This is a genomic window from Maritalea sp. S77 (assembly GCF_049801075.1).
Classification (GTDB): Bacteria; Pseudomonadota; Alphaproteobacteria; order Rhizobiales; family Devosiaceae; genus Maritalea.
Genome location: NZ_JBNAGG010000001.1, coordinates 527,340 through 552,845 on the forward strand (window position 1 = coordinate 527,340; position 25,506 = coordinate 552,845).

At 52.4% G+C, this 25,506-nt stretch carries 23 protein-coding genes; 9 read left to right on the forward strand and 14 right to left on the reverse strand.

What is annotated here, in order from left to right:
* The first annotated feature begins 291 nt into the window (after positions 1–291).
* From ACP15Y_RS02445 to ACP15Y_RS02475, 7 genes are read left to right on the forward strand one after another with little or no spacing between them, the layout of a single operon-like run.
* Positions 292–1,143: a (2Fe-2S)-binding protein gene (locus ACP15Y_RS02445; protein ID WP_424981418.1), complete on the forward strand. Its 852-nt coding sequence runs from the start codon at positions 292–294 to the stop codon at positions 1,141–1,143.
* A gap of 57 nt (positions 1,144–1,200) precedes the next feature.
* On the forward strand, positions 1,201–2,166 hold the full coding sequence (locus tag ACP15Y_RS02450; protein ID WP_424981419.1) for an ABC transporter substrate-binding protein: 966 nt from the start codon (positions 1,201–1,203) through the stop codon (positions 2,164–2,166).
* A 10-nt stretch (positions 2,167–2,176) separates the two neighbouring features.
* Positions 2,177–3,145: an ABC transporter substrate-binding protein gene (locus tag ACP15Y_RS02455; protein WP_424981420.1), complete on the forward strand. Its 969-nt coding sequence runs from the start codon at positions 2,177–2,179 to the stop codon at positions 3,143–3,145.
* A 58-nt stretch (positions 3,146–3,203) separates the two neighbouring features.
* Positions 3,204–4,067, forward strand: a complete 864-nt coding sequence (locus ACP15Y_RS02460) for an ABC transporter ATP-binding protein (protein WP_424981421.1) — start codon at positions 3,204–3,206, stop codon at positions 4,065–4,067.
* Between the two features lie 16 nt (positions 4,068–4,083).
* Positions 4,084–5,079: a FecCD family ABC transporter permease gene (locus ACP15Y_RS02465; RefSeq protein WP_424981422.1), complete on the forward strand. Its 996-nt coding sequence runs from the start codon at positions 4,084–4,086 to the stop codon at positions 5,077–5,079.
* A complete protein-coding gene (locus ACP15Y_RS02470; protein WP_424981423.1) occupies positions 5,076–6,128 on the forward strand; it encodes a FecCD family ABC transporter permease in 1,053 nt (350 codons plus the stop codon). Before ACP15Y_RS02465 ends, ACP15Y_RS02470 begins: the two co-directional genes overlap by 4 nt.
* Positions 6,129–6,166: 38 nt before the next feature.
* The gene (locus tag ACP15Y_RS02475) at positions 6,167–7,123 is read left to right on the forward strand and encodes an ABC transporter substrate-binding protein (protein WP_424981424.1); all 957 of its coding nucleotides are present in this window, start codon (positions 6,167–6,169) and stop codon (positions 7,121–7,123) included.
* Positions 7,124–7,164: 41 nt separating this feature from the next.
* Here ACP15Y_RS02475 and ACP15Y_RS02480 read toward each other — a convergent pair whose 3' ends face one another.
* The 8 genes from ACP15Y_RS02480 to ACP15Y_RS02515 form a co-directional block, all read right to left on the reverse strand.
* Entirely contained in the window at positions 7,165–8,304 is a 1,140-nt protein-coding gene (locus ACP15Y_RS02480) for a Gfo/Idh/MocA family protein (RefSeq protein WP_424981425.1), read from the reverse strand.
* 4 nt (positions 8,305–8,308) lie between these two features.
* Positions 8,309–9,367 (reverse strand): sugar phosphate isomerase/epimerase family protein, encoded by a 1,059-nt coding sequence (locus tag ACP15Y_RS02485; protein ID WP_424981426.1) that lies wholly within the window; start codon positions 9,365–9,367, stop codon positions 8,309–8,311.
* 11 nt (positions 9,368–9,378) lie between these two features.
* Complete coding sequence (locus tag ACP15Y_RS02490) at positions 9,379–10,503, reverse strand: Gfo/Idh/MocA family protein (RefSeq protein ID WP_424981427.1); 1,125 nt, start codon at positions 10,501–10,503, stop codon at positions 9,379–9,381.
* Positions 10,504–10,511: 8 nt separating this feature from the next.
* Entirely contained in the window at positions 10,512–11,258 is a 747-nt protein-coding gene (locus ACP15Y_RS02495; RefSeq protein WP_424981428.1) for a sugar phosphate isomerase/epimerase family protein, read from the reverse strand.
* 10 nt (positions 11,259–11,268) lie between these two features.
* Complete coding sequence (locus ACP15Y_RS02500; RefSeq protein ID WP_424981429.1) at positions 11,269–12,345, reverse strand: ABC transporter ATP-binding protein; 1,077 nt, start codon at positions 12,343–12,345, stop codon at positions 11,269–11,271.
* Between the two features lie 2 nt (positions 12,346–12,347).
* The gene (locus tag ACP15Y_RS02505; RefSeq protein WP_133570807.1) at positions 12,348–13,262 is read right to left on the reverse strand and encodes a carbohydrate ABC transporter permease; all 915 of its coding nucleotides are present in this window, start codon (positions 13,260–13,262) and stop codon (positions 12,348–12,350) included.
* Positions 13,252–14,148: a carbohydrate ABC transporter permease gene (locus ACP15Y_RS02510; protein WP_424981430.1), complete on the reverse strand. Its 897-nt coding sequence runs from the start codon at positions 14,146–14,148 to the stop codon at positions 13,252–13,254. The genes ACP15Y_RS02505 and ACP15Y_RS02510 overlap by 11 nt, the downstream gene beginning before the upstream one ends.
* Before the next feature lie 116 nt (positions 14,149–14,264).
* On the reverse strand, positions 14,265–15,509 hold the full coding sequence (locus ACP15Y_RS02515; protein WP_424981431.1) for an ABC transporter substrate-binding protein: 1,245 nt from the start codon (positions 15,507–15,509) through the stop codon (positions 14,265–14,267).
* A 186-nt stretch (positions 15,510–15,695) separates the two neighbouring features.
* Here ACP15Y_RS02515 and ACP15Y_RS02520 point away from each other — a divergent pair, with 186 nt between their 5' ends.
* Positions 15,696–16,715: a LacI family DNA-binding transcriptional regulator gene (locus ACP15Y_RS02520; protein WP_424981432.1), complete on the forward strand. Its 1,020-nt coding sequence runs from the start codon at positions 15,696–15,698 to the stop codon at positions 16,713–16,715.
* Here the strand turns inward: ACP15Y_RS02520 and ACP15Y_RS02525 are convergent.
* On the reverse strand, positions 16,712–17,593 hold the full coding sequence (locus tag ACP15Y_RS02525) for a LysR family transcriptional regulator (RefSeq protein WP_424981433.1): 882 nt from the start codon (positions 17,591–17,593) through the stop codon (positions 16,712–16,714). The genes ACP15Y_RS02520 and ACP15Y_RS02525 overlap by 4 nt on opposite strands.
* Positions 17,594–17,691: 98 nt before the next feature.
* On the opposite strand from ACP15Y_RS02525, the gene ACP15Y_RS02530 reads away from it, so the two are divergent.
* A complete protein-coding gene (locus ACP15Y_RS02530) occupies positions 17,692–19,191 on the forward strand; it encodes a CoA-acylating methylmalonate-semialdehyde dehydrogenase (RefSeq protein ID WP_424981434.1) in 1,500 nt (499 codons plus the stop codon).
* A gap of 101 nt (positions 19,192–19,292) precedes the next feature.
* On the opposite strand, the gene ACP15Y_RS02535 is transcribed toward ACP15Y_RS02530, so the two are convergent.
* Genes ACP15Y_RS02535 through ACP15Y_RS02555 form a run of 5 tightly spaced genes read right to left on the reverse strand, consistent with a single transcriptional unit; the run spans position 19,293 to position 25,506 of the window.
* Complete coding sequence (locus ACP15Y_RS02535) at positions 19,293–21,065, reverse strand: ABC transporter ATP-binding protein (RefSeq protein ID WP_424981435.1); 1,773 nt, start codon at positions 21,063–21,065, stop codon at positions 19,293–19,295.
* Between the two features lie 41 nt (positions 21,066–21,106).
* Entirely contained in the window at positions 21,107–22,051 is a 945-nt protein-coding gene (locus ACP15Y_RS02540; protein ID WP_424981436.1) for an acetamidase/formamidase family protein, read from the reverse strand.
* Positions 22,052–22,062: 11 nt separating this feature from the next.
* Positions 22,063–23,679: an ABC transporter substrate-binding protein gene (locus ACP15Y_RS02545; protein ID WP_424982444.1), complete on the reverse strand. Its 1,617-nt coding sequence runs from the start codon at positions 23,677–23,679 to the stop codon at positions 22,063–22,065.
* 56 nt (positions 23,680–23,735) lie between these two features.
* The gene (locus ACP15Y_RS02550) at positions 23,736–24,656 is read right to left on the reverse strand and encodes an ABC transporter permease (RefSeq protein WP_424981437.1); all 921 of its coding nucleotides are present in this window, start codon (positions 24,654–24,656) and stop codon (positions 23,736–23,738) included.
* Position 24,657: 1 nt separating this feature from the next.
* Positions 24,658–25,506, reverse strand: coding sequence for an ABC transporter permease (locus ACP15Y_RS02555; protein ID WP_424981438.1), 849 nt, complete (start codon positions 25,504–25,506; stop codon positions 24,658–24,660).

Genomic DNA, 25,506 nt, shown 5'->3' on the forward strand with positions numbered 1-25,506 from the left:
TTTCCACTGAAAGCACTAAAGATTAGATCGCTTCTAAACAGGAAAAAATTTTCTGAATTTTTGGGCATCTTGTGGACTACGGCTTCATTCTTCACCGAAATCCACCATAGCACCAACCGTTGGGATCATTCCCAACACATTGATATATATTTGTAATTTCATAATCCAGAGAGCAGTCAACCTCTGCAAAGCCACCTGAAATTAAACTATACCAAATTACTCCAGTTAAACTTGCGTACATCATTCTATTATGATTATTGAACTCCAGTTATTCAAAACTGTGAGGCCGATATGCCTGTCGCTCCTGCAACGACCCAAGATAAGCTGGTTCACTTACTGAGTGCCATCAACCGCGATGAAAGTGCTTTCTCCCCTCGCCTTTCTTTTGCACCCAATGGTCTTGAGGGACAAAATATTGGCGCTTTAACATCTGCGGATTTGCCGCGCTTGTTTAAGCTAGCGACGGTTCATTATCCGAGTGCCGACATTAAAATGGGCGCCGCCTTTTCTATGGGTCGCATGTCATGGGCGATCCTTCGCCCGATTGCGGGCTATGCCATGAACAATATGTGGCTGGATGACGCCGACCTCGCCGCATTTACCCTGCATTTGCGTCAAGTCTCTTGGCACAAGAATGGGCAAAGCGGCACCATGAATGCGGCCGATATCAGCCTCGACAGCGCGCAAACAGCTTGGCGCTTGGCGGCATCTGATGAAGATGTTGTCGCCCACTTCACACAAATGCTTGAGCAATTGTTCACCCCGCTTGTTGAGGCAAACCATGCAGCTTCCGGTCTCGCGAAACCTGCGCTGTGGCGGCTTGTGGGCGACAGTTTGGCGACCGCCTTTTTGGTGCAGGGCGAAAACTTCAATTGCGTGATGCCTGCCATGCGGATTGCAGAGCAGATCTTAAAAACCAAAGGCGGCAAGCTTTTCGCCAAACAGAGCGGTTTTATTCAAATCAAACTGCCCGAACGGCCTGAAATCTCAGAATGGTTTCGAAAGCGTGGCGGTTGCTGTCGCTATTACACTTCAGATGGCGGTGAATATTGTTCCACCTGCGTGCTGCGCGATGAAGACAGCATGATCGCCCGGCTACAAACGCATTTGCGCGACAAATATGCAGTAGAACACGCTGCCTAATCCCACAATTCAAAGGTCGCATAACCAGCGCTGCCGCCGGCAGTCGAAAGGATAATAATGAAAAAGAATATTGCGATTTTGGGCGCTTTTTTGGCACTGGCTGTGCCCACTTTTGCGCAGACATATCCGCTCACAATCGACCATAAATTCGGCACAACTGTGCTTGAGGCGCAACCTAAGCAGATTGCGACAGTTGATTATGCTGGGCACGACAACATTCTCGCGCTTGGAGAGCAGCCACTGACGACACGACTGTGGTTTGGCAATTATCCAAATGCAGTGTGGCCGTGGGCGCAAGACCTGCTTTCCATCGAACCGGAAGTGTTGAGCGGCCAGTTGAATTTCGAGCAAATTGCCAAAACCAATCCAGATGTGATTATGGCTATTCGGTCTGGCATCAGCGCAGAAGAATATGAAAAGCTGAGCGAAATTGCACCTGTTGTGGCGGTGCCGCCTGGCTATGGCGATTATGAGCTGCAATGGCATGAGCAGGCACAATTGGCAGGCCGCGTGTTGGGCAAGGAAGATGAAGCGCTTGCCAAGATTGATGAGATACGCGCGAAAATTAAGTCTGTCTCAGCCTCACATCCTGAATGGGCCGGTAAGACCTTCGCCATGGCCACCTATTGGAACGGCAGTGTTGGCGTGTATTCCGCATATGATTCAAGTGTGAAGTTTATCGAAGGTTTGGGGCTTACGGTTGCGCCTAGTGTGCAGAACATCTCCAAAAAGGGCGAATTCTACGTCACTATCTCTGAAGAAGAGCTGCCCATACTCGATGCCGATGTGTTGTTTTGGTTCACCACACCAGAGTCTGAAGAGCAGATCAAAAACTTGCCGCTACGCCCCACACTTAAGGCCGCACAAGAGGGACGCGAAATTATGATGTCCACCAACTCCATCACCAATGGCGCCCTTTCGCATGGCTCCTTGATTAGTCTTGACGCCGCGATTGATGCGTTGGTGCCACAGATTGAAGCGGCGATTGATGGCGACCCTGCGACAATTGTCTTAAGCAAATAGGAATTTCACAATGCAAAAAGCACTTCGATATCTTGGTGCCGCTGCCATGCTGGTTGCGCCCAGCACCACAGCGTTGGCCCAAGAGTTTCCGCTCTCAATCGAGCACAAATTTGGCACCAGTATTATTGAAGAAAAGCCGGAACGCGTGGCGTCCATCGATTATGCCGGGGCAGATGATTTGCTGGCTCTGGGTATCCAGCCCGTCACCATCCGCTATTGGTATGGCGATTATGACAGTGTGGTTTGGCCATGGGCGGCCCCCTCGCTCACAACGGAGCCTACCATTTTACGGGGCGAGTTGGATTTCGAAGCCATTGCCGCCGCACAACCAGATGTGATTATCGGCCTTTGGTCCGGCATTAGCGCTGAAGATTATGAGCGCCTCAGCCTTATTGCGCCAGTTGTTGCGGTGCCTGAAGGTGTTGGCGATTATGCCTTGCCGTGGGACGAACGCGCCATGATCGCCGCGCGTGCGGCAGGTGTGGAAGAACTTGTCGAAGAAAAGGTGCAAAAAATCCGCGACCAATTGGCGGACGTGAAGGCAAATCACCCTGAATGGCAGGGCAAAAATGTTGCTGTGGCGACGGCATGGGATGGCACGCCCGGTGTTTATGCCTCCAACGATATTCGCCCGTTGCTGCTAGCCAATATGGGGCTCGGCACGCCGCAAAAAATTGATGATGCGGTTGGCGATGCCTTCTGGGCGGAATTGTCCCCCGAAGATTTAACGCCGCTGGATACCGATGTTTTGATCTGGCTTTCTTCAACTGGCGAGTTTGGCCCCATCGAAGAGTTGGCAGCACGGCCTTTCCTCAATGTGGTGAAAGACGGTCGGGAAGTGTTTTTGGGCAAAGAGGTCACAGGCGCATTCTCCCATGCCTCTTTATTGAGCCTGCCTTACACCATTGATCGGCTGGAAGCAGCCATTGAAATGGCACTTGATGGCGACCCAACAACACATGAAGACGACCGTCCGTAAGGCACGTTACGCGCAATTAGTGGGCCAATGGCCCACCCCTTTTGAATTGGAGTTTCACATGGCCCAAATGGCGAAAGATTTTTATCACAATGAAAAAGTGAAGGTCTTGCCGCTGGCGCAAAAACCAGCGACGCAAAAGCCAATCAGCTTGCGGGCGCAAAATATCAGCGCGGGCTATGGTGAAACACCAATTCTGAGGCATATTGATTTGGATGTCCCAGAGGGTGAAATCACCATTCTGGTGGGGCCAAATGGGTGTGGCAAATCTACCTTACTGAAAACCATGGCCCGCATTCTGACGCCTAGCGAAGGGAGCGTCAGCCTTAACGGGCAAAATGTGCACCAATTGCCCACGCGCCAAGTTGCGCAGCAAATGGCATTACTCGCCCAGGGGCCGATTGCGCCGGAAGGCTTAAAGGTGCGTGAATTGGTGGCGCAAGGGCGTTTCCCCCACCAAACATTGCTGAAACAATGGACGAAGGATGATAGCGCCGCAGTTGATTGGGCAATGGAAGTGACCAACATTTCGCAGTTTGCTGAACGCCCCATCGATGCCCTGTCTGGCGGACAGCGTCAACGTTGCTGGATCGCCATGGCCCTCGCTCAAGAAACGGATTTGGTGCTTTTAGACGAACCCACGACCTTTTTGGATTTGAAGGTACAGGTCGATGTGATGAACTTGCTGACCAAGACTGCCAAAGAGGCTGGTAAAACCATGGTCATCGTATTGCATGAACTGAACATTGCAGCTGCTTACGCTGATAACTTGGTGATGATGCGCAGTGGTGAAATCATTGCGCAAGGCGATGTGAATGACATTTTCACACGCGAAAATTTACGCGCTGTTTTCGGCCTAGATGCACGCGTTATCTTTGACGCAGAAGCGGGCCGTCCGGTGTGCATGCCCAATCTGAATGGCTGATGGACGCCGCGAAATAATGACAATTCAAAAATTTGGCGAAGTTGGGCGCCTCGGCTTGATGGCTGCGGTCATCGCCCTGTTCTTTGCCTTACACATTTCAATCGGTGCCAAGGCTATCCCGCTATCTGATGTGTTCACCGCGCTGATCGCACGAGATGAAACTGTGTTTGATCACATCGTTGTATGGCATTTGCGTATGCCACGTGCGCTGATCGCCATGGTGGTGGGTGCCGCCTTGGCTGTCTCCGGGGCTTTGATGCAGGGCCTTACGCGCAATCCACTCGCCGACCCTGGCCTATTGGGACTTTTGGCGGGCGCGTCATTCGCCGTTGTTGTCGGCTTCGGCATTTGGGGAAGCGCCATTGTGCCTATCATGCCTTTGGTTGCTGCTGGGGGCGCCTTGGCGGCCTCTGCGCTGGTGTTTTGGATTGCGTCTTCCGCGCCCGGCGGCGCACGTCCCCTCACCTTGATTTTGGCAGGTGCCGCCATCACTGCGTTTCTTGGCGCCATCATTGCTGCGGTGCAGTTGCTTGACCAAGATAATTTTGACCAATTACGGGTTTGGTTGACAGGTACCATCAATGGCAACCGTATGTCTTACATGATGTGGTGTCTGCCCTGGCTGTTGGTTGGCTTTCTTGTTTCTTTCGCTGTTGCACGGCAGATCACATCTCTGGTGATGGGCGATGAGGTGGCAATCGGTTTGGGCGTGAACGTGGCTCAGGTGAAAGTCTTGAGCTTAATTGCAGTTGTTGCTCTCACCGCATCAGCGGTCACTCTTTCCGGCCCTTTAGGCTTTATCGGTCTGGTCATCCCCCATGCTGTGCGCCTGTTTGTTGGCACCGACTATCGTTTCGTTGTGCCCTATTCCGCTCTGGTAGGCGCCGTCTATTTATTGTTCGTGGATATTGTCGCCCGCATTGCCTTGGCGCCGATTGAAATATCGACCGGGCTGGTCACCTCCCTTTTAGGCGCACCCTTCTTCGTGTGGTTGGTGAGGGCAAAATTATGAAGCCTGACCTGATTGTTCGCACACCGAACCAAAAACTCGCATTGCGCCTGCCCGTCCGCGCTTTATGGGTGCTGTTCGGCATGATGATCGCGTTGTTGTTCATCATCGGCCTATCGCTGATGCTCGGCAGCTACCCGTTATCTGCAAGTCAGGTTTTGGATATTCTGTGGCAACGCCCCGCCGACGAAACAGGCACAACTATTGTGTGGGAGTTTCGGTTCCCTCGGGTGCTGGTGTCGATCATGGTCGGCGTCTTGTTGGGCCTTTCTGGCGCAACCTTGCAAAATATAACCCGCAACCCCTTGGCTGATCCATCTTTGGTCGGCGTCAGCCAAGGTGCTGGATTTGCCGTTGTTGCTCTCACCGTGTTGATGCCGGAGCTTGGCTATTATTATCGCCCGCTTTACGCCTTTGGCGGCGCGTTGGTTGTCGCATTTGTCATCCAGTGGATTTCTGCCGGTCGCACGGGCAGCTCCACCATGCGGTTTATTCTCACTGGTGTCGGCGTTGCGGCGTTCATTTCCGCTGGCACATCCGCCCTTTTGACCTATGGCGACATCAACCGCGCTACAGCCGCGTTGGGCTGGCTCGCCGGTTCTGTGCATGCTTCAAACTGGCAAGATGTTTGGCTTACCAGCGCCTGTCTGTTCGCCTTGCTGCCCATCTTGATGTGGGCAAGCCGCCCAATGGCAGCCATGCGCATGGGGCCGGAAACCGCCACTGGATTGGGCGTGAATGTTTCGATTGCGCGGTGGGGCTTGATCATGCTGTCCGTGGCATTGGCGGCTTTCGCCGTAGCAGCCGTGGGACCTCTCGGCTTTGTCGGGCTGGTTGCACCGCATGTTACACGCCGGCTCACCCATTCTGGTGTTGGTGTGCATCTTCTCATCACGGCAGCCGTTGGCGGCCTTTTGGTCGCGGTTGCCGATTTGTTTGGCCGCACCGCATTCGCTCCGGTGCAAATCCCTGCGGGCTTGGTCACGGCGATTATTGGCGTACCACTTTTCGTTTGGCTCATCATGCGACAGCAGGCCCGCACCGAACTTTGAATTTTCAATTAGGTCGCACAACAATAAGGAAAAAAATCATGCGAACATTACTCTTACCGCTCACCATTTTGCTGAGCTTGATGGTGCATACAGCTTCTGCCGCTGAGACGAGAATTTTTACTGATGATGCGGGCCGTCAGGTTGAAGTGCCTGCGCGGGCTGAGCGCGTTATCTCACAAAATGACAATCGCCTCACCCTGCCTCTATTGGAGCTTAGGGTGCCTGTGGTGGGCAGCGCTGGCCGGTTGACTGGGGATGGCACGCCATTCTTGCGCACCGTCCCCGATTTGTTGGGCATCAGCTTAGCCAATTCAGATATTGAGTTTTTGGGCACTTACAATGATTTAGATTACGAAAAGATCGCTGGGCTTAAGCCTGATCTGATCTTCACCCAACGCGATGAATTTGTGGAGCCATTGTCCCGCATTGCGCCAACGCTTTACATTGATCCAAACAAATATCCTGTCAAAGACGGCATGAAAAAACTGGCCGACGCGGCTGGCCGATTGGACACCTATGAGCGGTTGTTGGACAATTACGAAAATAAACTCACCACGGTTCAAAATCACTTTCCAGAAGAACAAGATATCACAGTTAGCGTCAGCTTCTCCTTCCCAGCAGGCGAAACACTTTACGCCTACACCGATTTAGGCGCCCTCACCGTGGCGCTTGATGATTTGGGGCTAAATCTTCCACAGCCAATCCTTGACGAAGGCAAACGCAGCTTTAGCGTTAGCCCTGAGCAAATCCAGCTTATCGATGGTGATTTCATCATTAATTTCTACGGCAACGAAGCCAGCGCGGGCCCAGAAGAAGTGCGGGCTGGGTTGGAGAAGTTTCTACCAAACTGGTGCGCTCAGTTACATGCCTGTGAAATCGATCAGATGATCTTCTTCCCTTACGCCGCGTTTGGCTATTCATTCTCCGCCCTGGAGCTAAATTTGGATTTGTTAACCACGCATATTGCTGGTCGCCAATTCACACCAATGCCTTAAAAAACTGGCGGTCCTTCGGGGCCGCCTTTTCCGTTGGCATATCAATCGCCAATTCTGGTCCAAACTGCATCTTGTGCAGATGATTGGATCGCAGCATCAATAAACTGCATTCCGCGCAGGCCATCTTCAAGCGTCGGCAATAAGCAATTTTCGCCGCGCCCGTTTCGGATTAAATCTGCCGCGTCTCGGTAAATGGTGGCAAAGCCTTCAAGATAGCCTTCTGGGTGCCCTGGCGGCACGCGCGTTTGGCCTTGCGTTTGCACAGATGTGCCATGCCCACCTCTGGTCAGAAGTTGCTTTGGCGCGTTGAGCGGTGCAAACCAGAGTTGATTTGGATTTTCCTGCGCCCATGTCAGCCCTGCCTTGTCGCCATAAATTTGAATGCGCAGATTATTTTCATTGCCCGGCGCCACCTGTGTGGCGAGCAAATAGCCTTTTGTGCCGCTGGCATAGCGCAACATCATATGCGCATCATCATCCACCAAACGCCCTTCAACGAAGCTTGTTAGATCCGCCGAAAGGGTTTCAGGCGCTTGTAGCGTAATGAAGTTCGCCAATTGCATGGCATGGGTGCCGATGTCGGCAATTGCACCGCCTTTGCCCGCTTGTTTTGGATCTGCCCGCCAACTAGCCTGCTTGTTTTCCGGGTCGGTGATCGCCTCGCTTAGCCAATCTTGTGCATATTCCACATTGACCCGACGCAGTTTGCCCAGCGCGCCACTTTGCACCAAATGTCGCGCTTCCCGCACCATGGGATAGCCGGAGTAATTATGGGTCAGCACAAATTCGGCTTTGCTGGTTTTGCCGATTTCGGCCAATTGCTTGGCCTCATCCAAATTTGCAGTGAGCGGCTTATCGCAGATTACGTGAATGCCCTGTTCCAGAAAAGCTTTTGCGACCGGAAAATGCATATGGTTGGGCGTAACAATTGACACTGCATCGATGCCGTCGGCTCGCGCGGCTTCTGCTTTGGCCATTTCATTGAAGTCGGTATAGGCGCGATCTGGCGCGATGCCGAGCTGGGCAGCGGATTGTTGAGCGACCTCAGGCTTGGAAGACAATGCCCCTGCCACCAGTTCAAATTCATCATCAATGCGGGCTGCAATGCGATGCACTGCACCAATAAAGGCGCCTTGGCCGCCGCCCACCATGCCAAGTTTCAATCTTTTGTGAATCGCCATACTCCTAGTCTATGCCCATCATTTTTTTGAGCGCGGAACGGTCAGTTTCGCCGCCCGCAAAGTCATCAAATGCTTGTTCGGTCAAGCGGATCATATGGTCGGCAATGAAAGGTGCGCCCTCGCGTGCGCCATCTTCAGGATGCTTCAAACAGCATTCCCATTCCAACACAGCCCAGCCTTCATAACCATGGGTGGCCAAACGCGAAAATATGCCGCTGAAATCCACATGGCCGTCGCCAAGCGAGCGGAAACGCCCTGCCCGGTTCAGCCATGGCTGGTAGCCGGAATAAACGCCTTGGCGGCCAGATGGGGTAAATTCGGCATCCTTCACATGAAAGGCAGTTATGCGCTCGTGATAGATGTCGATGAAGTCCAGATAGTCGAGCTGTTGCAGCAAAAAGTGTGACGGGTCGTAATTGATCGTGCAGCGCTTGTGGCCCTTCACCTTGTCCAAGAACATTTCAAAGGTAATGCCGTCGAACACATCTTCGCCGGGGTGTAACTCAAAGCCAATGTCGACACCTTGCTCCTCATATTCATCAAATATGGGGTGCCAGCGATTCGCCAATTCGGAGAATGCCTCATCGATCAATCCATCTGGGCGCTGCGGCCAAGGATAGATGTACGGGAATGCCAGCGAACCGGTAAAGGACACGGTGACATCTAGTCCCAAATTGCGAGAAGCCTTCGCGGCTTTCTTCACGCCATCAACGGCCCATTGTTGCCGCGCCTTGGGGTTGTTCTGCACCTCTTGTGGCACAAGACCATCAAATTGCACATCATAGGCAGGATGCACCGCAACCAGCTGCCCCAGCATATGGGTTGAAAGCTCGGTAATCTCGACGCCATTTTCCGCGCAAATACCGTTAATTTCATCGCAATAGGTTTGAGACGTCGCCGCTTTATCCAAATCAAAAACACGCTTGTCCCAAACGGGAATCTGCACGCCTTTATAGCCATAATTGGCCGCCCATTTGGTCATGCCTTCAAGGCTGTTGAAAGGCGCTTCGTCGCCTAGAAATTGAGCCAGAAAGATGCCCGGCCCCTTCATATTCTTTGTCATTATTATTCCCTTCAATCAGCCAAAAGCGATTTGGCATGTTCGGGGTTAAACGCAGCCGGTCGGGCGCAGCTTGTTGTCATGGCGACAAACTCGCCTGTTTCGCCGGATTTCAAGATTCCCAGCATCACATCGACAACATGCAATGCCAAGTCGATTGAGCAGCGGAATTGTCGGTTGTGGATGATCGCGTCTGCCATATCTGCAAGTCCGACGGTGCGGTAGTTTGCGCCATCCTCTTCGTTTGGCTTCGCAAATGCATGGTCCCACATGGGCACCTTGTTGATTTGACCGTCAGATTTGGCCAGTTCCACATCGCCGCCAAAGAAGTTCGGGTCCGGCACAAACAGGCTGCCTTCTGCCCCGTAAATTTCCATTTCTGCGTGGCGGTGGGCCCACACGTCCCACGAGTTGGACATGGTGACGGTGGCACCATTCTCAAATTCGAGCAGCGCATGGATATTGGTTGGGGTGTCTACCGGAATTTTCTCGCCATTGCGCGGCCCGTTGCCGATGGTGCGGGTATCCGACCCCTTGGTGGCCAACGCCGCAACGCGCTTCACCGGTCCAATCATATTCACCAAATTGGTGATGTAATATGGTGCGAGGTCCAAAACGGGGCCGCCACCCGGCTGGAAAAAGAAATCCGGATTGGGATGCCAATCCTCCATGCCGTGGCTCATCACATGGCAAGACCCGGCAATCACCTTGCCAATTTCACCTTCATCGATCAGATGCCGCGCCAATTGGTGGGCACCGCCCATAAACGTATCTGGCGCACTGCCAACATAGAGGTTGCGCACTTTAGCGATTGCCGCGAGTTCTTTGCCCTCGTCCACGCTCAGTACAAATGGTTTCTCGGAATAGGCGTGTTTGCCTGCCTCCAAAATGCTTTTGCTCACCTCAAAGTGCGCCGCAGGCACGGTTAAATTGACAATAATATCAATATCGTCCGCTACGAGAAGCTCATCAATTGATAGGTCACGCAAACCAAATTCTGCCGCACGCGCGGCGCTTGCCTCACGGTTCAAATCGGCACACGCCCGCACTTCAATGGAGTTGAACATGGGCGCGAGGCGCATATAGGCTGCAGAGATATTGCCGCATCCGATGATGCCGACACCAAGTTTATTGGCCATATTGCCCCCTAAAATTTCTGAATATTGTTGAATGAGTTTTGTGCAAAGGCAAATGCATCTGCCGGATTATCGTGCTCAACGCAAAAAATTTTGACGTTGGTTTTGCTGCGCACCGCATCCAAAATCTCCTGCCAGTTCAACACGCCCTCGCCAACATCACACCAGCCATCTTGGTCCAGATTTTCACCTTCAGGCGCCCGATCTTTCACATGGATGGCGGTCATACGGTCTTTATATTTTTCAATCCAGTCCAGCGGGTTGTGCCCGCCCACATGCACCCAAGCAATATCTGCCTCCCACTCTAAAGTGGGCGCGCTTTGCAAGATGATGTCCATCGGCAATTGCCCATCATCCAGCGCCTTGAACTCAAAATCGTGATTGTGCCAGCCAAAGGCGATGTGGTTGGAGGCCAGCTTATCGCCGATTGAGGCCAGCCGTTGGGCAAATGTTTCCCAACCGGCCACACTATTCGGGCGATCCGCTTCGTCCAGATACGGACAAAAGACAGATTTGATGCCAAGTTGTTTGATGATGGCGAGACTATTGTCGAAATCATCTTCCAGTTGGTCTAGGCCAAAATGCGCGGAATCCATGCGTAAGCTCGTGGTTTTTAACAGCTCAGCCAATTGATCCGGCTGGTCAAACATCCCGCCAAAACCCTCAACCTGAGCATAGCCATAATCCGCCAAAGCCGCAAAAACCTTACTCCAAGGTTGGAAGTTACGGGCGCTATATAATTGAAAACTCAAATCCATTTTATTCGTCCTACACGCGTTCTTCGGTTGTTTTATCAAAAATTGAGGCAAAGCGTGGGTCCATGCCCACAATAAGCCGATCACCTGCGGCCACTTTTTGCTGCCCGTCTGTGCGAATGCGGAAATCATGTCCTTCAATCTTGGTCCAGATCAACGTATCAGATCCCATCGGCTCCACAATGTCTGCCAAAGCTTCCACATGCACAGGCATGCTCAGCGCTGCTTCGCCCAGCACCACATGTTCTGGTCGATATCCCAGCCAATGTTTGCCTTTGGCCGTACCATCGGCGAAATCATAGTTTTTGAGGTCTATGGTCAGCTTACCGACATTGAATTTGCCATCCGCATCAATTTGCCCCTCAAAGAAATTCATGGCGGGCGAACCGATAAAATCGGCGACATATTTGTTGGCTGGGCGATTATAGATCTCGTCGGGGCTGGCCAATTGCTGCACTAAACCTCCGCGCATAATGGCAATGCGATCGGCCAACGTCATTGCCTCCACCTGATCATGGGTCACATAGATCATGGTGTTGCCGAGCTTTTGGTGAAGTCGTTTGATTTCCACTCGCAACTCTGCCCGTAGCTTGGCGTCCAAGTTTGAGAGCGGCTCATCAAATAGAAACACATCCACGTCACGGACCAAGGCACGGCCAATGGCGACCCGCTGACGTTGCCCGCCGGATAGCGCGCCGGGCTTGCGATCTAGCAAGGGCTCGATCTGTAAAATTTCAGCGGCGCGTGCCACACGCGCTTCAATCTCCTGCTTCGGCATACGGGCATTTTTCAATCCGAAGCTGAGATTACCCTTCACCGTCATTTGCGGATAAAGTGCATAGGATTGAAACACCATGCCGATGCCACGCTCGCTTGGTTCGGCCCATGTGACGTTTTTGCCATTGATGAATATCTGTCCGTCACTCACATCCAGCAAACCAGCGATGCAATTAAGCAACGTGGATTTGCCGCAGCCTGAAGCGCCAAGCAGCACCAGAAACTCCCCTTCTTCGATGGAGAGGTTCAACTGTTTCAGCACATTCACGCTGCCGAAATTAAGATCAAGATTTTGAATAGAAACACTGGTCATGATCAACCTTTCACCGCGCCAGCAGCGATGCCGCGCACGAATAGTTTGCCTGATGCGAAATAGATGATGAGCGGCACAATGCCCGTGAGCATGGTTGCAGCCATATTGACGTTATATTCCTTCACGCCCTGCACCGAATTGACGATGTTGTTGAGCTGCACTGTCATCGGGTAATTGTCTGGCTTGGTGTAGATCACGCCAAACAGGAAGTCGTTCCAAATCCCAGTGACCTGCAAAATCAGCGCCACCACAAAGATGGGCAAAGACATAGGCAGCATGATCCGGAAATAGATACCCCAGAAACCTGCCCCATCCACACGTGCCGCCTTAAACAGCTCTTCGGGGAGTGAAGTGAAATAATTGCGGAACAGCAAGGTGAGGATCGGCATACCGAAAATCACATGCACCATAACAAGGCCGCCCAATTTGCCGAACAGGTTCAATTCCCGCAAAATGATCACGATTGGATAGATGATCACCTGATAAGGCACAAAAGCACCAAAGATCAAAATGGTGAAAAACACCTCCGAGCCTTTGAACTTCCAATTGGCCAAAGCGTAGCCATTGATCGAAGCGATCAAGATCGACAGAGCGGCCGATGGGATAAGAATTTTGACTGAATTCCAAAAACCTTGGCTCAACCCATTGCAGTTTAGTCCAGTGCAAGCTTCAGCCCACGCCTTTACCCAAGGTTCAAACGTCACCTCAACTGGCGGCGCGAAGATGTTGCCTAGGCGGATTTCTGGCATGCCTTTCAGGCTGGTCACCACCATCACATAGAGGGGCAATGCATAATAGATCGCTACGATGAACAAAGTGCCGTAAATCATGATGTTGCGCGGCGACAGCATGGGACGCGGTTTCGGCCCGCGCGGCTCTACGCCTGATGCGCTTATGGTTTTTGCATTATTTGCCATTTTTGCGGCCCCCAAATTCTAAATATGCCCAGGGGATCAGCACCACCAGCACACTAAGCAGCATCATGGTGGAAGCGGCGAAGCCCTGCCCCAAATTCTGGCTTCTAAACATGGCGTCATAAACATATTTGGCTGGCACTTCAGAGGCGATGCCCGGCCCGCCATTGGTTTGCGCCACAACAAGATCATAAACTTTGATGATGCCAGCCGAGATCAATACGAGCGCAGTCACGAAGGTCGGGCGCATCATCGGGATGACGATGAAAAGATAGGTTTTCCATTTCGGAATGCCATCAATGCGTGCCGCTTTCCAGATTTCACCATCGATGCCCCGCAAGCCGGAAAGCATGATCACCATGATGAAACCTGTGCCCTGCCACAGCCCAGCGATCAAAACGCCGAAGATCACAATGTCTGGCGTATAAAGCGGATCGAACACGAAGCTTTCGAAACCGAGCGAGCGCACAATGTGCTGAATGCCAAATTCAGGGTTTAGTATCCACTGCCATACAAGGCCAGTCACAATGAAGCTCAAGGCAAACGGATAGAGAATGATGGTGCGAAATGCGTTTTCAAAGCGGATTTTTTGATCGAGCAAAGCTGCGAGCAAAAAGCCGATGGTAAGCGAGAACACAAGTGAGCCAATACCATAATAAGCCAAATTCTCAATTGAGATTAGCCAGCGGCGTGTGCTCCAAAGTCGTTCATATTGATCGAAGCCGACGAATTCGAGTTTCGGCAGCAATCTGGATTTTGTGAATGAATGAACAATCGTCCAGACTGTGCAGCCCACAAAAATCACCAACGCCGTGGCGATCATGGGCAGTGCCGCGATTTTCGCATTCAAATTGCGCAAAATGCGCACGGGTTGTTTTGCGCCCGCCATGTGAAATGCCTCTCAAGTCTTGCGAAAGGGTTCGCACGTTTCGTCGACGCGCGAACCTTGAGCGCAGAGCTGGCTCTTATGCTTAGGCGAAGAACCAGCTCCGGTCGCGGGAGCAATTAGTCAGCGTTTGAGATGATGTCGGCGTAGCGTTCCTGCGCCATTTCTGCCGTCATGCTGGTGTCACTCCAGAACTCGACCAGCAAATCTTCGATTTGTGACGAAGTATCCGCAGTCAACAGCTGGTCACCACTTGGCATAATGTTGCCTTTGGCCAAGATATCGAGGCCTTTGCGCATGCAGTCGTTTGCTGCTTGCAGGTCAACGTCGCCCCGCACAGGCAGAGAGCCTTTTTTCAGGTTGAACGCCACCTGCACTTCTTTGGAGAGCATCAGGCTTGCCAATTCTTTTTGTGCGGCGGTGATTTCGGGATCATCCGTTTTTGGGAAGTAGAACGCGTCACCACCAGTGGAGATAATTTCGTTCACGCCCAGACCTGGCAAACAGGTATAGTCTTCGCCTGCAGTTTGGCCAGCAACTTGGAACTCACCTTGGGCCCAGTCGCCCATGATTTGCCCACCAGCTTGTCCAGTGATCACCATGTTGGTGGCCAAGTTCCAGTCTTGAACATTCGAGCCAGACGACAATGAGCGTGCTTCAGCAAAAGCTTGGAACACTTCCAACATTTCTGGGCTCGCTGCTGCTGCCGCGTCTTTGTCCACATTGATTTTGCGCCAAAGATCAAGCCCGCCAATGGCCACATTGATCACGCCAAATGCGCCTGAGGTTTGCCACCCCTGCTGGCCCATAGCTAATGGCACTTTGTCTACAGCTTCCAATGCTGGCGCCGCTGCAACAAATTCGCTCCAGTCTGTTGGCACATCAACGCCCGCATCGGCATATGCCTGATGGCTCAACCATAGCCATTGCCAAGAGTGAATGTTCACCGGCACACAATAAACGCGCCCGTCAACGGTGCAGCTATCTAGCAGGGACACAGGATGTACCACATCGCGCCAGCCTTCAGCTTCAGCTACATCGGTCAAATCCAGCATCAATCCGGCTTCGACCAGCTCTTCCGCCTGACGACCGTGGTTCAACTGAGTTGCCGCCATTGGGTCCCCGCCCAAAATACGGCTGATGATGATTGGCCGCGCTGTGCCGCCAGAGCCAGCAATAGCGCCATCCACCCAATTATGGTCTGTTTTCTCGTTAAATGCTTTGGCAAATTCAGCCACAGCTGCTGCTTCGCCGCCAGATGTCCACCAGTGTGTGACTTCCAGATCAGCGGCCAGCGCTGCGCTGCCCAAGCTCATCGCGCCCATAGCTGAGGTTGCGATTAGAATTTTCTTCAATTGGTCCATTTGTTCCTCCCTAAAATCGACCGTTCGCACCCGCTTTTTCTGGCCTCCTACCAGCAAAGTTGGTGCAATCGATTACATTCAACTGCAATCGTTTTCTGTAATCGATTACAAACGATCAATCAAAGATTTGATTTTGTCAAGAATTTGTTTATGACTGGAAGAAGGTGAGGAAAAGGACCGCAACTTATGGACGGGAAAAGCCCCAAAATTCAAGATGTTGCAACCGTTGCTGGAGTATCCACAGCCACGGTAAGCCGCGCCCTTTCCAACCCGGATTTGGTTTCCGAGAAAACCCGCGAACTGGTTTTAGACGCCGTTAAGCGCACTGGATATCGCGTGAATCGCGCCGCGAAAAACTTGCGAAAGCGGCAGTCGGATGCAATCCTTGCCCTGCTCCCGGATTTGGGCAACCCGTTCTTTTCGCAAATTCTATCCGGAATTGAGAGTGTTTTCACCACCTCAGATTTGAGTTTGCTGGTGTCAGACACCAAGGGCATACGCGAAGACAATCTTTTGGACTACTTCATGGATATGCGCGCGGATGGCATGATCATTCTCGATGGTGCTATTCCGCGTGATGTCCTTACACAGATGCAAAATTCCGCATTTGGCAATCGCATTATCTTTGCTTGCGAATGGAAGCCTGAGTTTGAGTTTCCCTCCGTCCGTAGCGACAATTTTGGCGGCGCCGTTCAGGCGGTCGAGCATTTGCACAGTTTAGGCCATCGTAAAATCGGCCATATATCCGGCCCGCGCAATAATGTGCTGACAAAAGAGCGTTTGCGCGGCGTTGAAAGCGCGATGGAACAACTTGGCCTGTCCATCAACCGCGATTTCTTTATCGATGGCGGCGCATTCTCTCTTGATGCGGGCGCACAAGCCGCCCGCTCCTTTATGGAGATGACAGAACGCCCAACGGCAATTACCTGCGGCTCCGACCTGATTGCCATGGGCTTTATCTCCGAAACATCGCGTCGCGGCCTGAAAGTGCCGGATGATATTTCAGTGGTCGGCTTTGATGATATTGAAATTGCAGGCAGCTTCATTCCGTCGCTCACCACCATCCGGCAGAACCGCACGCAAATCGGTGTTTTGGCCGCCTCTTATCTTCTGGACCAACTCGCCAATCGCCTGCCGCCGCAAACAACACCTGTGCAGCAAGTAGATGTGAAACTCATCCCCCGGCAAAGCACTGCGCCGCTTTAGGCAAACAGGTTTCGTTCTTTGCCTACTATCTCTATCAAAAAGTCATTCACCGCTGCAATGCGCGCCAAGTTGCGCTGACTCTCATGCACGGCCAGCCAGTAGGATCGAGTGATCTTCAAATCGGGTAAAACAGGCTCTAGGCCGCTTTCTGGCAAAACAAGATAATCGTGCAAAATGGCAATGCCCGCGCCACCTTTTGCCGCTTCCACCTGCCCTGTCGCACTCGACACGGCAACGCTAGATCGCCACCCGCGGTAAAATTCCTGCACATAGTCCAGTGAAGGTGCATAGATGAGATCGTCTACAAAGCCGATCAATTTATGATCTGCCAGATCATTGCGTGATTGCGGACGACCTGCTTGGTCCAGATAGCTCTTAGCGGCATAGAGCCCCAGACTATAATCGACCAACTTGCGGACCACCAAGCGGCCCTTATCTGGCCGGCCCACCATTACCGCGATATCCGCTTCGCGCTGAGAAAGTGAGAAACTGCGCGGCACGGGCACCAGTTCAATTTTCAAATTGGGGTGTTTTGCCTCCAGCGCCCCAAGTCGCGCCGCTAAAAAGCCAATGCCGAAGCCATCTGGTGCACCGATCCGCACGGTGCCACTGACATCAGAATCTTGATGCGACACGCCTTCGAGCCCGTCCATAATGTTGCTTTCGGCCTGTTCCAATGCCGTCAACATTTTGCGCCCCGCTTCGGTCAACTCGCAGCCATTGGTGCGGCGCACCAGCAATTTGCTGCCGACATCAGCTTCCAATGCCGAAATCCGCCGACTTAATGTGGCCTGGTTGATGCCAAGCGTGCGGGACGCGGCCAAAAATTGACCATGGCGCCCCACCGCGAGGAACATTCGCGCGTCGTCCCAATTCATATCTTATTTCGCTTTTTGCAATTCAGTTACGCAATTATGCGCGTTTAGTTCCATTTTTGCAATGTATATGGTGATCCAAAGGCAAAGGAGCGATTATCATGACGTCTATTGGACATTTCATTTCTAATCAGCAAGTGGCGGGCACATCGGGTCAGGCAAAAGATGTGTTCAACCCATCAACCGGCGAAGTCAGCGCACAAGTCGCGCTGGCCAGCACGCAGGAAGTCGATCAAGCGGCTGCAGCAGCCAAAGCTGCATGGCCCGCATGGTCCAAAACACCTGCCCTGCGTCGAGTACGTATTCTAGACAAGTTCAAAACCATTCTATGGGATCGGTTGGATGAACTCGCTCGTGTTGTGTCGCTTGAACATGGCAAAACGTTTGACGACGCGCAGGGCGAAGTCACCCGCGGGCTTGAAGTGGTAGAATTTGCCACTGGCATGCCCCACCTTTTAAAAGGTGAGTTTTCTGAAAATGTTGGCACAGGCGTAGACAGCCATATGGTGCGCCAAGCATTGGGCGTGGTGGCAGGCATCACCCCGTTTAACTTCCCCGCCATGGTGCCAATGTGGATGTTCCCCGTCGCGCTGGCCACAGGCAATTGCTTCATCCTAAAGCCGAGTGAGCGCGATCCATCAGCACCTATGTTGATTGCTGAGTGGCTAAAAGAGGCAGGATTACCAGATGGCGTGTTCAACGTGGTCAATGGCGACAAAGTGGCCGTGGATGCCTTGCTTGAGCATCCCGATGTGAAAGCCATCAGCTTTGTTGGCTCCACCCCCATAGCGCAATATATCCACCAAAAAGGCACGGCCAATGGCAAGCGGGTACAAGCCCTTGGCGGCGCAAAGAACCATATGGTGATCATGCCAGATGCTGATTTGGACATGGCGGCCAATGCCTTGATGGGCGCAGCCTATGGTTCGGCAGGCGAACGGTGCATGGCCATCTCGGTGGCCGTACCTGTGACTGACGCGATTGCTGATGCGTTGGTGGAAAAACTAGTGCCAAAAATTGAAGCCTTGAAAGTTGGCCCTTCGCTTGAGCAAGGCATGGAAATGGGGCCACTCGTCACTGGCGAGCATTTGGCCAAAGTCACCTCTTATATCGATAAGGGCGTTGAAGAAGGCGCAAAGCTGGTTGTGGATGGGCGCACCTTCAAAAAGCCGCAAGGCCATGAAGATGGTTTCTTTATTGGCGGCTCGCTGTTTGACCATGCCGAACCGGACATGACCATTTCCAAAGAAGAGATTTTTGGTCCGGTGCTCACCATGATCCGCCGCAATTCCTATCAGGATGCTGTTGAGCTGATCCATGGTCATCAATATGCCAATGGCGTTTCAATCTTCACCCGCGATGGCGATGTGGCGCGCTCCTTTAGCGAAGAAATTGAAGTGGGGATGGTTGGCGTCAATGTGCCGATCCCTGTGCCAATGGCGTTTTACAGCTTTGGCGGCTGGAAGGCCTCCCTATTCGGCGACCACCACATGCATGGCATGGAAGGTGTGCGGTTCTATACCCGCATGAAAACCACCACCAGCCGCTGGCCGACGGGAATGCGCACTGATGCACAATTCTCCATGCCCACATTGGGCTAATAAACTTCAACAAAATACCCGGGTTCATCGCCCGGGTATTTTAATGCATCGGGTTTTCAAGTCATCCTACGACATTGCGAAAATGTTTGACCGGCAATGACCTATACAGCCGCAAAATGTTCAGCTTTGATATGTTTCAAATCGACATATTGCGGTTGATAATCCAGTCCGTGTACGGGGCTTGGGATTTCTCCGCCGGTCATCAATAACCGTTCACGCTTAATCTGTGGGTCTGGAATGGGCACAGCCTCTAGCAAGGCTTTTGTGTAGTCATGTGCTGGGTTCTCAAACACGGCCTCACGTGAGCCAATCTCAACGATCTGCCCCATATACATCACCGCAACGCGGTGGCTAACTTGCTCTACAACGGCCATATCGTGCGAGATGAAAATATAAGAAAGTCCCATTTCTTCCTGCAGTTCCTGCAGCAAATCCAAAACTTGAGCCTGTACTGTTACGTCCAATGCAGAAACGCTCTCATCAGCCACAATGATTTTCGGGTTCAATGCCAATGCGCGTGCAATGCAAATGCGCTGACGCTGGCCGCCAGAAAATTCATGCGGATAGCGATCCATCTGATCTGGCGACAAACCCACGCGCCTAAACAAATCGGCCACACGCTCCTTACGCTCAGCCGATGTGCCGATTTGGTGGATGACGAGGGGTTCACCCACCAAATCACCTACACTCATGCGTGGGTTAAGGGACGCGTAGGGGTCCTGAAAAATCATTTGAATTTGCCGCCGCGCGGCCATTGGGTCTTGCTTGAACAATGTGCGGGTGCTTTGCCCGTCCAGTTCAATTTCGCCCTGCCACTCCACCAGATTAAGCAGCGCCCTGCCCGTGGTGGATTTGCCGCAGCCACTTTCGCCTACCAGCGACAAAGTTTCGCCTGCCCGCAGATCAAACGAGACTTTTTCAACCGCGTGCACGCGCTTAACTGGTCGCCGCAACACGCCCCCAATTATGTCAAACCGCACAGTCAAATCTTTGACCTTCAATAAGGGATGATCTTTCGCCAATTGGCGCTCAGCTTCTGGTACAGCAAGTTCTTTGATTGTGCCCTGCATGGAACCGAGCTTAGGCAGGTCTGCCAGCAATTCTTGAGTATAGGGCTGCTTCGGCGCAGAGAAAATGGCGTTCACATCACCCTCTTCCACCATTTCGCCCCGATTGACCACAAGCACGCGGTCAGCCATTTCAGCCACCACGCCCATATCATGAGTGATCAAAATCAGGCCGGTGTTAAATTCGCGCTGCAACTCTTTCATTAAAGACAGCATTTGCGCTTGAATGGTCACATCCAGCGCGGTGGTGGGTTCGTCCGCGATCAGCACCTTTGGGCTGCACAAAAGCGACATGGCAATCATCACCCGCTGGCGCATCCCACCTGACAATTCATGCGGATATTGCTCCAACCGCTTTTTCGCTTCTGACATGCGCACAGCTTCGAGCATCTCCAGCGCCCGCGCGTCTGCCGCGCCTCCATCCATGCTTTTATGAAACCGCAGCACTTCCCGCAATTGATCGCCAATGGTCATCACGGGGTTCAGCGAAGTCATCGGCTCTTGAAAGATCATGGCAATATCATTGCCGCGCACATGTTCCAGCCGCTTTTCCGGCATCTGCAACAAATCTTCGCCATCCAAAACGGCTTTGCCCGCGGTCACCATGGCCGAGCTTTTGGGCAAAAGCCCCATAATCGCCAGTGATGTGATGGATTTGCCGGAGCCAGATTCACCTGCGATGCAAAGGGTTTCCCCCGCATCCACATGATAGGTGAATTGATTGACCACCTGTTTCAAACCGTCATCCGTTTTCACGGAAATGGAAACGCCTTGAACATCCAAAATAGGGTGCGATTTTTGTTGCATAATTTTTGCCCAAAATGTGGATGGCCCCTAAGGGGACCACCCTATTCAAATACAATGCGCGGGAAATAGAAGGAGACGACCCAATTGGGTTGGTCCACAATTTCAGAGATACGCAAATCACCACACACTGAACACAGCATGTAGGCATCCACCGGGTTCATATTGTGCTGTGCGCACAACAGATCGATCATGCCAGACAGGGCGTTGCGCGCACCCTCCATCAGATCAGAACCGATGCCTGTGGTGACCTCATAGCCCTTTTGATCCAAATGATTGGTCACTGGTCCGGGCGTGGTAAACCGCGGCATATTCAGATTGGCATTTTTCACCAGATCAAGGGTAACAATGGCATTCATGCGGCTTTCAATTGCCGTACCACACACTTCGCCATCCCCTTGGGCCGCATGGGTATCTCCCATGGAAAACAGTCCACCTGCCACTTCCACTGGGAGATAAAGTTCGGTCCCCGCCGCAAGGTCTCGAATATCTAGGTTACCGCCCATGCGCCTTGGCGGCACAACCGAATGTTCGCCCGGTTCTGCCGGTGCAAGCCCAATGGTGCCCGCAAATGGTTTTAGCGGAACACGTCCACCCGGCCCATAGGCCGAAGTGCCTAATTTATCTTTATCATAATGCCATAGCTGCAAGGAAGGTTCTTCAAACTGATCTGCCAAAAGGCCAAAGCCTGGAATATTGGCCGTCCAGCCGAAACCTGAAGGCCCAAAGCCCTCAATTTTCACCTTAATCGCATCGCCCGGCTCTGCCCCATCAATAAAGATTGGGCCGGAAACCGGATTAATTTTCGCAAAGTCCAGCTTGGCAATATCTGCTGTTGTGCTTTCTGGCGTAATTTGCCCGCCAGATGAATCAATACACTCAAATTCAAGCGTTGTGCCCGGCGCAACCGTTTGAACTGGGACAATAGAATTGTCCCAGCCAAAGTGATGGTGATGCCGGTGGATGGTATAATCCGGCGCGTTACACATAGAGTTTTTCCTTAGTTGCCTTCAGAAATATAGACATGGTCATAGTGAACCGGAATGTGCACGGGATCCACAAAGATACCTTCAGGCCCGGCCAACCGCTTCGACCGAATGGTGAAACGCTGTTCGTTGAACACAGGCACCCAAGGGGCTTCATCTTGGATTTCAGTGAAGATTTTCTTCCATTCTTCAATCCGCGCTTCTGCTTGTGATGGGTCAGCCATTGCATCAGCTGCAATCGCACGCTTGTCCAACTCAGGGTTACAATACCAAGCCCAGTTCCAGCCGCCCGGCACCGCACCGCCACAACCCAAAATCGGACCATAGAAGTTTGATGGATCGGGGAAGTCGGCAATCCAGGCCATACCACCAGACCAGATCATCGGCGCTTGGTCTTTCTCACCACCAGCAGCGATCACGTTCGCTTGGGCCAATGATTTGATTTCAGCTTTAATGCCAATATTGGACAAATCCTGCTGAATGGCTTGCGCTATACGCGGCTGTGGATCGGTGTTGGCTACATAAAGCTCAGTGGTGAACCCATCTGCAAACCCAGCTTCAGCCAACAAGGCCTTGGCCGCATCTGGATCAAACTTGACGCCTTCATAGCTTTCATCATAGCCCGGCATCAATGGCGGCAATGGCTGGTTGGCAGGCACCGCGCGACCATTGATAATGCGCACAATACGGTCCTTATTGATCGCCATATTCACGGCCTGACGCACTTTCAAATTATCGAAAGGTGCCATTTGCGTGTTCATGGTGATGTAGCCTGTGTGCAACTGGCTACCTTCAACGATAGAGCCGTCATATTCAGGATTGCCTGTCACTTCTAGGAACTTCGCAGGCGGCACACCGTCGCCAGCAATGTCGATCTCGCCACGTTCCAAGCGCAACAGGGCCACAATCGGCTCCTGCCCCACTTCAAAAGTGATTTGATCAAGCTTTGGCAAGCCTTCTACGTGATAATCGTCAAAGCGCGAGAAGATCACATGCTGCCCCAAGGTCCAGTCTGTCATCTCATAGGCACCAGTGCCCACAGGGTGCTTACCGAAATCCTGACCATGTTCTTCAACAACTTCTTTTGGCACAACATGTGCAAAGTTAAGCGCCATCACATGCAAGAAGGTCGCATCGGGACGAGACAGGGTGATTTCAACCGTTTGGTCATCCACAGCATTCACACCAGACAGGCCTTCAGCGTCGCCCGCTGACGCCGCATCGAAGCCGTCAATCGCTGCAAAGAATCCAGCGCCGGGGCTTTGCGTTTTAGGATTTACCACACGATCCAATGTGTATTTCACATCAGCAGCCACCAATTCGCGACCATTGTGGAACTTCACACCCGGCTTCAGCTTGAAGGTATAGACAAGACCATCATCAGAAATGGTGTAGCTTTCAGCCAAGTCGGGCACCAACTCGGTTGTGCCGGGCTTATAATCCATCAAGCCATCAAAAAGGCTTTTGATCATCGACCAGTTTTGCCAGTCATAACCGATGGCCGGGTCCAAAGTGGACACGTCATCTTTATAGGTGACAGTGATGTTGCCGCCCATATTGTCGGCCAGGGCTGTGCCTGCGCCAAGGGTCATCGCCGTTGCAGCGACACCTGCCAATAGTTTGTTTCTCAAGTTCATTTTAGGTTCCTCCCTCCTCTTGGAAGCTTTTGTTATTTCAGTTTAATTCTCTATTTCAGTTTGATTCTTGGGTCGACAAAGGGTGCAATCAGGTCAGCGACCAGATTGCCCAACACAATCGCGCAGGCTGAAACCAGCGTGACGCCCATGATGATTGGGATATCGACCCGTTGAATGGCTTGCCATGCCAGTTGCCCAATGCCCGGCCAGCCAAAGACAGATTCCACCACCACAATGCCGCTCATGAAGAAGCCGATATCAATGCCGATCATAGCGATGATGGGCAAAAAGGCGTTGGGCAACGCGTGGCGGAAAATCACGCGCATACGCGGCATGCCTTTGGCACGCGCCGTGCGGATGTAATCTTGCGTCATCACATCAATCAGCGATGAGCGCATCATGCGGGAATACCAGCCCGTCCCCAGCACCCCTAGGGTGAGCGCGGGCAGCACGATGTGAGCAAAGGTGCCATAGCCGCCAATGGGGAACCATTCCAACTGGACCGCGAATACATAGAGCAGCAGGATACCGACCACAAATTGTGGGGCGGACACACCGACAAAGGAAAAGATCATCAAGCCCTTATCCAGCGGCGTGTCGCGCTTAATGGCGGCGACCACGCCGATCAAAACGCCCATCACCAGTTCGGTGCAGATGGCGGCCACCATCAACAGCAAGCTGGCGGGCAGACGTGCGGCGATCAATTCACCCACTTCCGATTTTTGCAAATAAGAACGTCCAAAGTCGCCCTGCAGCAAATTGACGAGATAGCGCCAATATTGCTCATAGAACGGCAAATTAAGCCCCAACTGTTCACGAATATTCTCGACAGTCTGCGCTGTTGCGCTGCGCCCCGCAATCTGCCGCGCCGGATCGGCTGGCACCAGATAGAGCAGAATGAAAGTGATGAAACTGACACCCAATAGGATCAGAAAAGCTTCGATCAGGCGACGGATAACATAAGCGTACATCTTAGTTTTTCCCCTTTAATGTGGGGTCTAGAATGTCGCGCAAGGCGTCACCGACCAGATTGAACCCGAGCGCCAACATGACAATGGCAATGCCCGGCACAAACACCAGCCATGGGGCTGAAGTGAAATAGGTTTGATTTTCAAAGATGATATTGCCCCAACTCGGAATGGGGGGCTGCACGCCAACGCCGAGATAACTCAGCGTCGCTTCCAACAACACGGTGGTGGCAATGCCCAAAGTGGACCACACCAACAATGTTGGCACCATATGCGGCAAAATATGATGGAAGAGAATACGGCCAGAACTTGCGCCAAGGCTGCGTTCAGCGGTGATAAAATCACGCTCCGACAACGACACCGCTTGGGTGTAGATCACCCGCGCCACCTGCACCCAGTTCACCATGGCAATCACCAGCGCCACGATCCACAGGCTGGGTTTGAAAATTGCGGCCAATACAATGGCCAGCAGCAAAGCGGGAAACGCCATCATCAAATCAGTAAAACGCATCAGAATGGCACCAACCCAGCCACCGAAAAAACCTGCCGTAATACCAACCAAAGCACCAATCGTCACCGCCGCACCATTCGCGACAATGCCGATGATCAAAGAAGTCTGAGCGCCATATACCAAGCGAGAAAACAGGTCGCGACCCAGCAAATCTGTGCCCAGCCAAAACTTGCTGCTCGGGGGCAACGGCGCCCCTTCTAGGGTGAGACCATCAAACATTTGCGCGTCTGGCTCATAGGGGGTGAGCCATGGCGCAAACACCGCGAAAATCACAGTAATAAGCACAATGAGAAGGCCAAAAACCGCGAGGGGTCTGGCTAAAATCTGGCGCAGGACCGACAT

What these genes read in the sequence shown, in the direction of transcription:
- ACP15Y_RS02495 (WP_424981428.1), bottom strand. Translation starts at nt 11,258, where the DNA reads ATGGATTTGAGTTTTCAATTATATAGCGCCCGTAACTTCCAACCTTGG.
- ACP15Y_RS02470 (WP_424981423.1), top strand. Translation starts at nt 5,076, where the DNA reads ATGAAGCCTGACCTGATTGTTCGCACACCGAACCAAAAACTCGCATTG.
- ACP15Y_RS02500 (WP_424981429.1), bottom strand. Translation starts at nt 12,345, where the DNA reads ATGACCAGTGTTTCTATTCAAAATCTTGATCTTAATTTCGGCAGCGTG.
- ACP15Y_RS02535 (WP_424981435.1), bottom strand. Translation starts at nt 21,065, where the DNA reads ATGCAACAAAAATCGCACCCTATTTTGGATGTTCAAGGCGTTTCCATT.
- ACP15Y_RS02445 (WP_424981418.1), top strand. Translation starts at nt 292, where the DNA reads ATGCCTGTCGCTCCTGCAACGACCCAAGATAAGCTGGTTCACTTACTG.
- ACP15Y_RS02455 (WP_424981420.1), top strand. Translation starts at nt 2,177, where the DNA reads ATGCAAAAAGCACTTCGATATCTTGGTGCCGCTGCCATGCTGGTTGCG.
- ACP15Y_RS02510 (WP_424981430.1), bottom strand. Translation starts at nt 14,148, where the DNA reads ATGGCGGGCGCAAAACAACCCGTGCGCATTTTGCGCAATTTGAATGCG.
- ACP15Y_RS02550 (WP_424981437.1), bottom strand. Translation starts at nt 24,656, where the DNA reads ATGTACGCTTATGTTATCCGTCGCCTGATCGAAGCTTTTCTGATCCTA.
- ACP15Y_RS02465 (WP_424981422.1), top strand. Translation starts at nt 4,084, where the DNA reads ATGACAATTCAAAAATTTGGCGAAGTTGGGCGCCTCGGCTTGATGGCT.
- ACP15Y_RS02475 (WP_424981424.1), top strand. Translation starts at nt 6,167, where the DNA reads ATGCGAACATTACTCTTACCGCTCACCATTTTGCTGAGCTTGATGGTG.
- ACP15Y_RS02515 (WP_424981431.1), bottom strand. Translation starts at nt 15,509, where the DNA reads ATGGACCAATTGAAGAAAATTCTAATCGCAACCTCAGCTATGGGCGCG.
- ACP15Y_RS02450 (WP_424981419.1), top strand. Translation starts at nt 1,201, where the DNA reads ATGAAAAAGAATATTGCGATTTTGGGCGCTTTTTTGGCACTGGCTGTG.
- ACP15Y_RS02480 (WP_424981425.1), bottom strand. Translation starts at nt 8,304, where the DNA reads ATGGCGATTCACAAAAGATTGAAACTTGGCATGGTGGGCGGCGGCCAA.
- ACP15Y_RS02530 (WP_424981434.1), top strand. Translation starts at nt 17,692, where the DNA reads ATGACGTCTATTGGACATTTCATTTCTAATCAGCAAGTGGCGGGCACA.
- ACP15Y_RS02485 (WP_424981426.1), bottom strand. Translation starts at nt 9,367, where the DNA reads ATGACAAAGAATATGAAGGGGCCGGGCATCTTTCTGGCTCAATTTCTA.
- ACP15Y_RS02525 (WP_424981433.1), bottom strand. Translation starts at nt 17,593, where the DNA reads ATGAATTGGGACGACGCGCGAATGTTCCTCGCGGTGGGGCGCCATGGT.
- ACP15Y_RS02460 (WP_424981421.1), top strand. Translation starts at nt 3,204, where the DNA reads ATGGCCCAAATGGCGAAAGATTTTTATCACAATGAAAAAGTGAAGGTC.
- ACP15Y_RS02505 (WP_133570807.1), bottom strand. Translation starts at nt 13,262, where the DNA reads ATGGCAAATAATGCAAAAACCATAAGCGCATCAGGCGTAGAGCCGCGC.
- ACP15Y_RS02555 (WP_424981438.1), bottom strand. Translation starts at nt 25,506, where the DNA reads ATGTCGGTCCTGCGCCAGATTTTAGCCAGACCCCTCGCGGTTTTTGGC.
- ACP15Y_RS02540 (WP_424981436.1), bottom strand. Translation starts at nt 22,051, where the DNA reads ATGTGTAACGCGCCGGATTATACCATCCACCGGCATCACCATCACTTT.
- ACP15Y_RS02520 (WP_424981432.1), top strand. Translation starts at nt 15,696, where the DNA reads ATGGACGGGAAAAGCCCCAAAATTCAAGATGTTGCAACCGTTGCTGGA.
- ACP15Y_RS02490 (WP_424981427.1), bottom strand. Translation starts at nt 10,503, where the DNA reads ATGGCCAATAAACTTGGTGTCGGCATCATCGGATGCGGCAATATCTCT.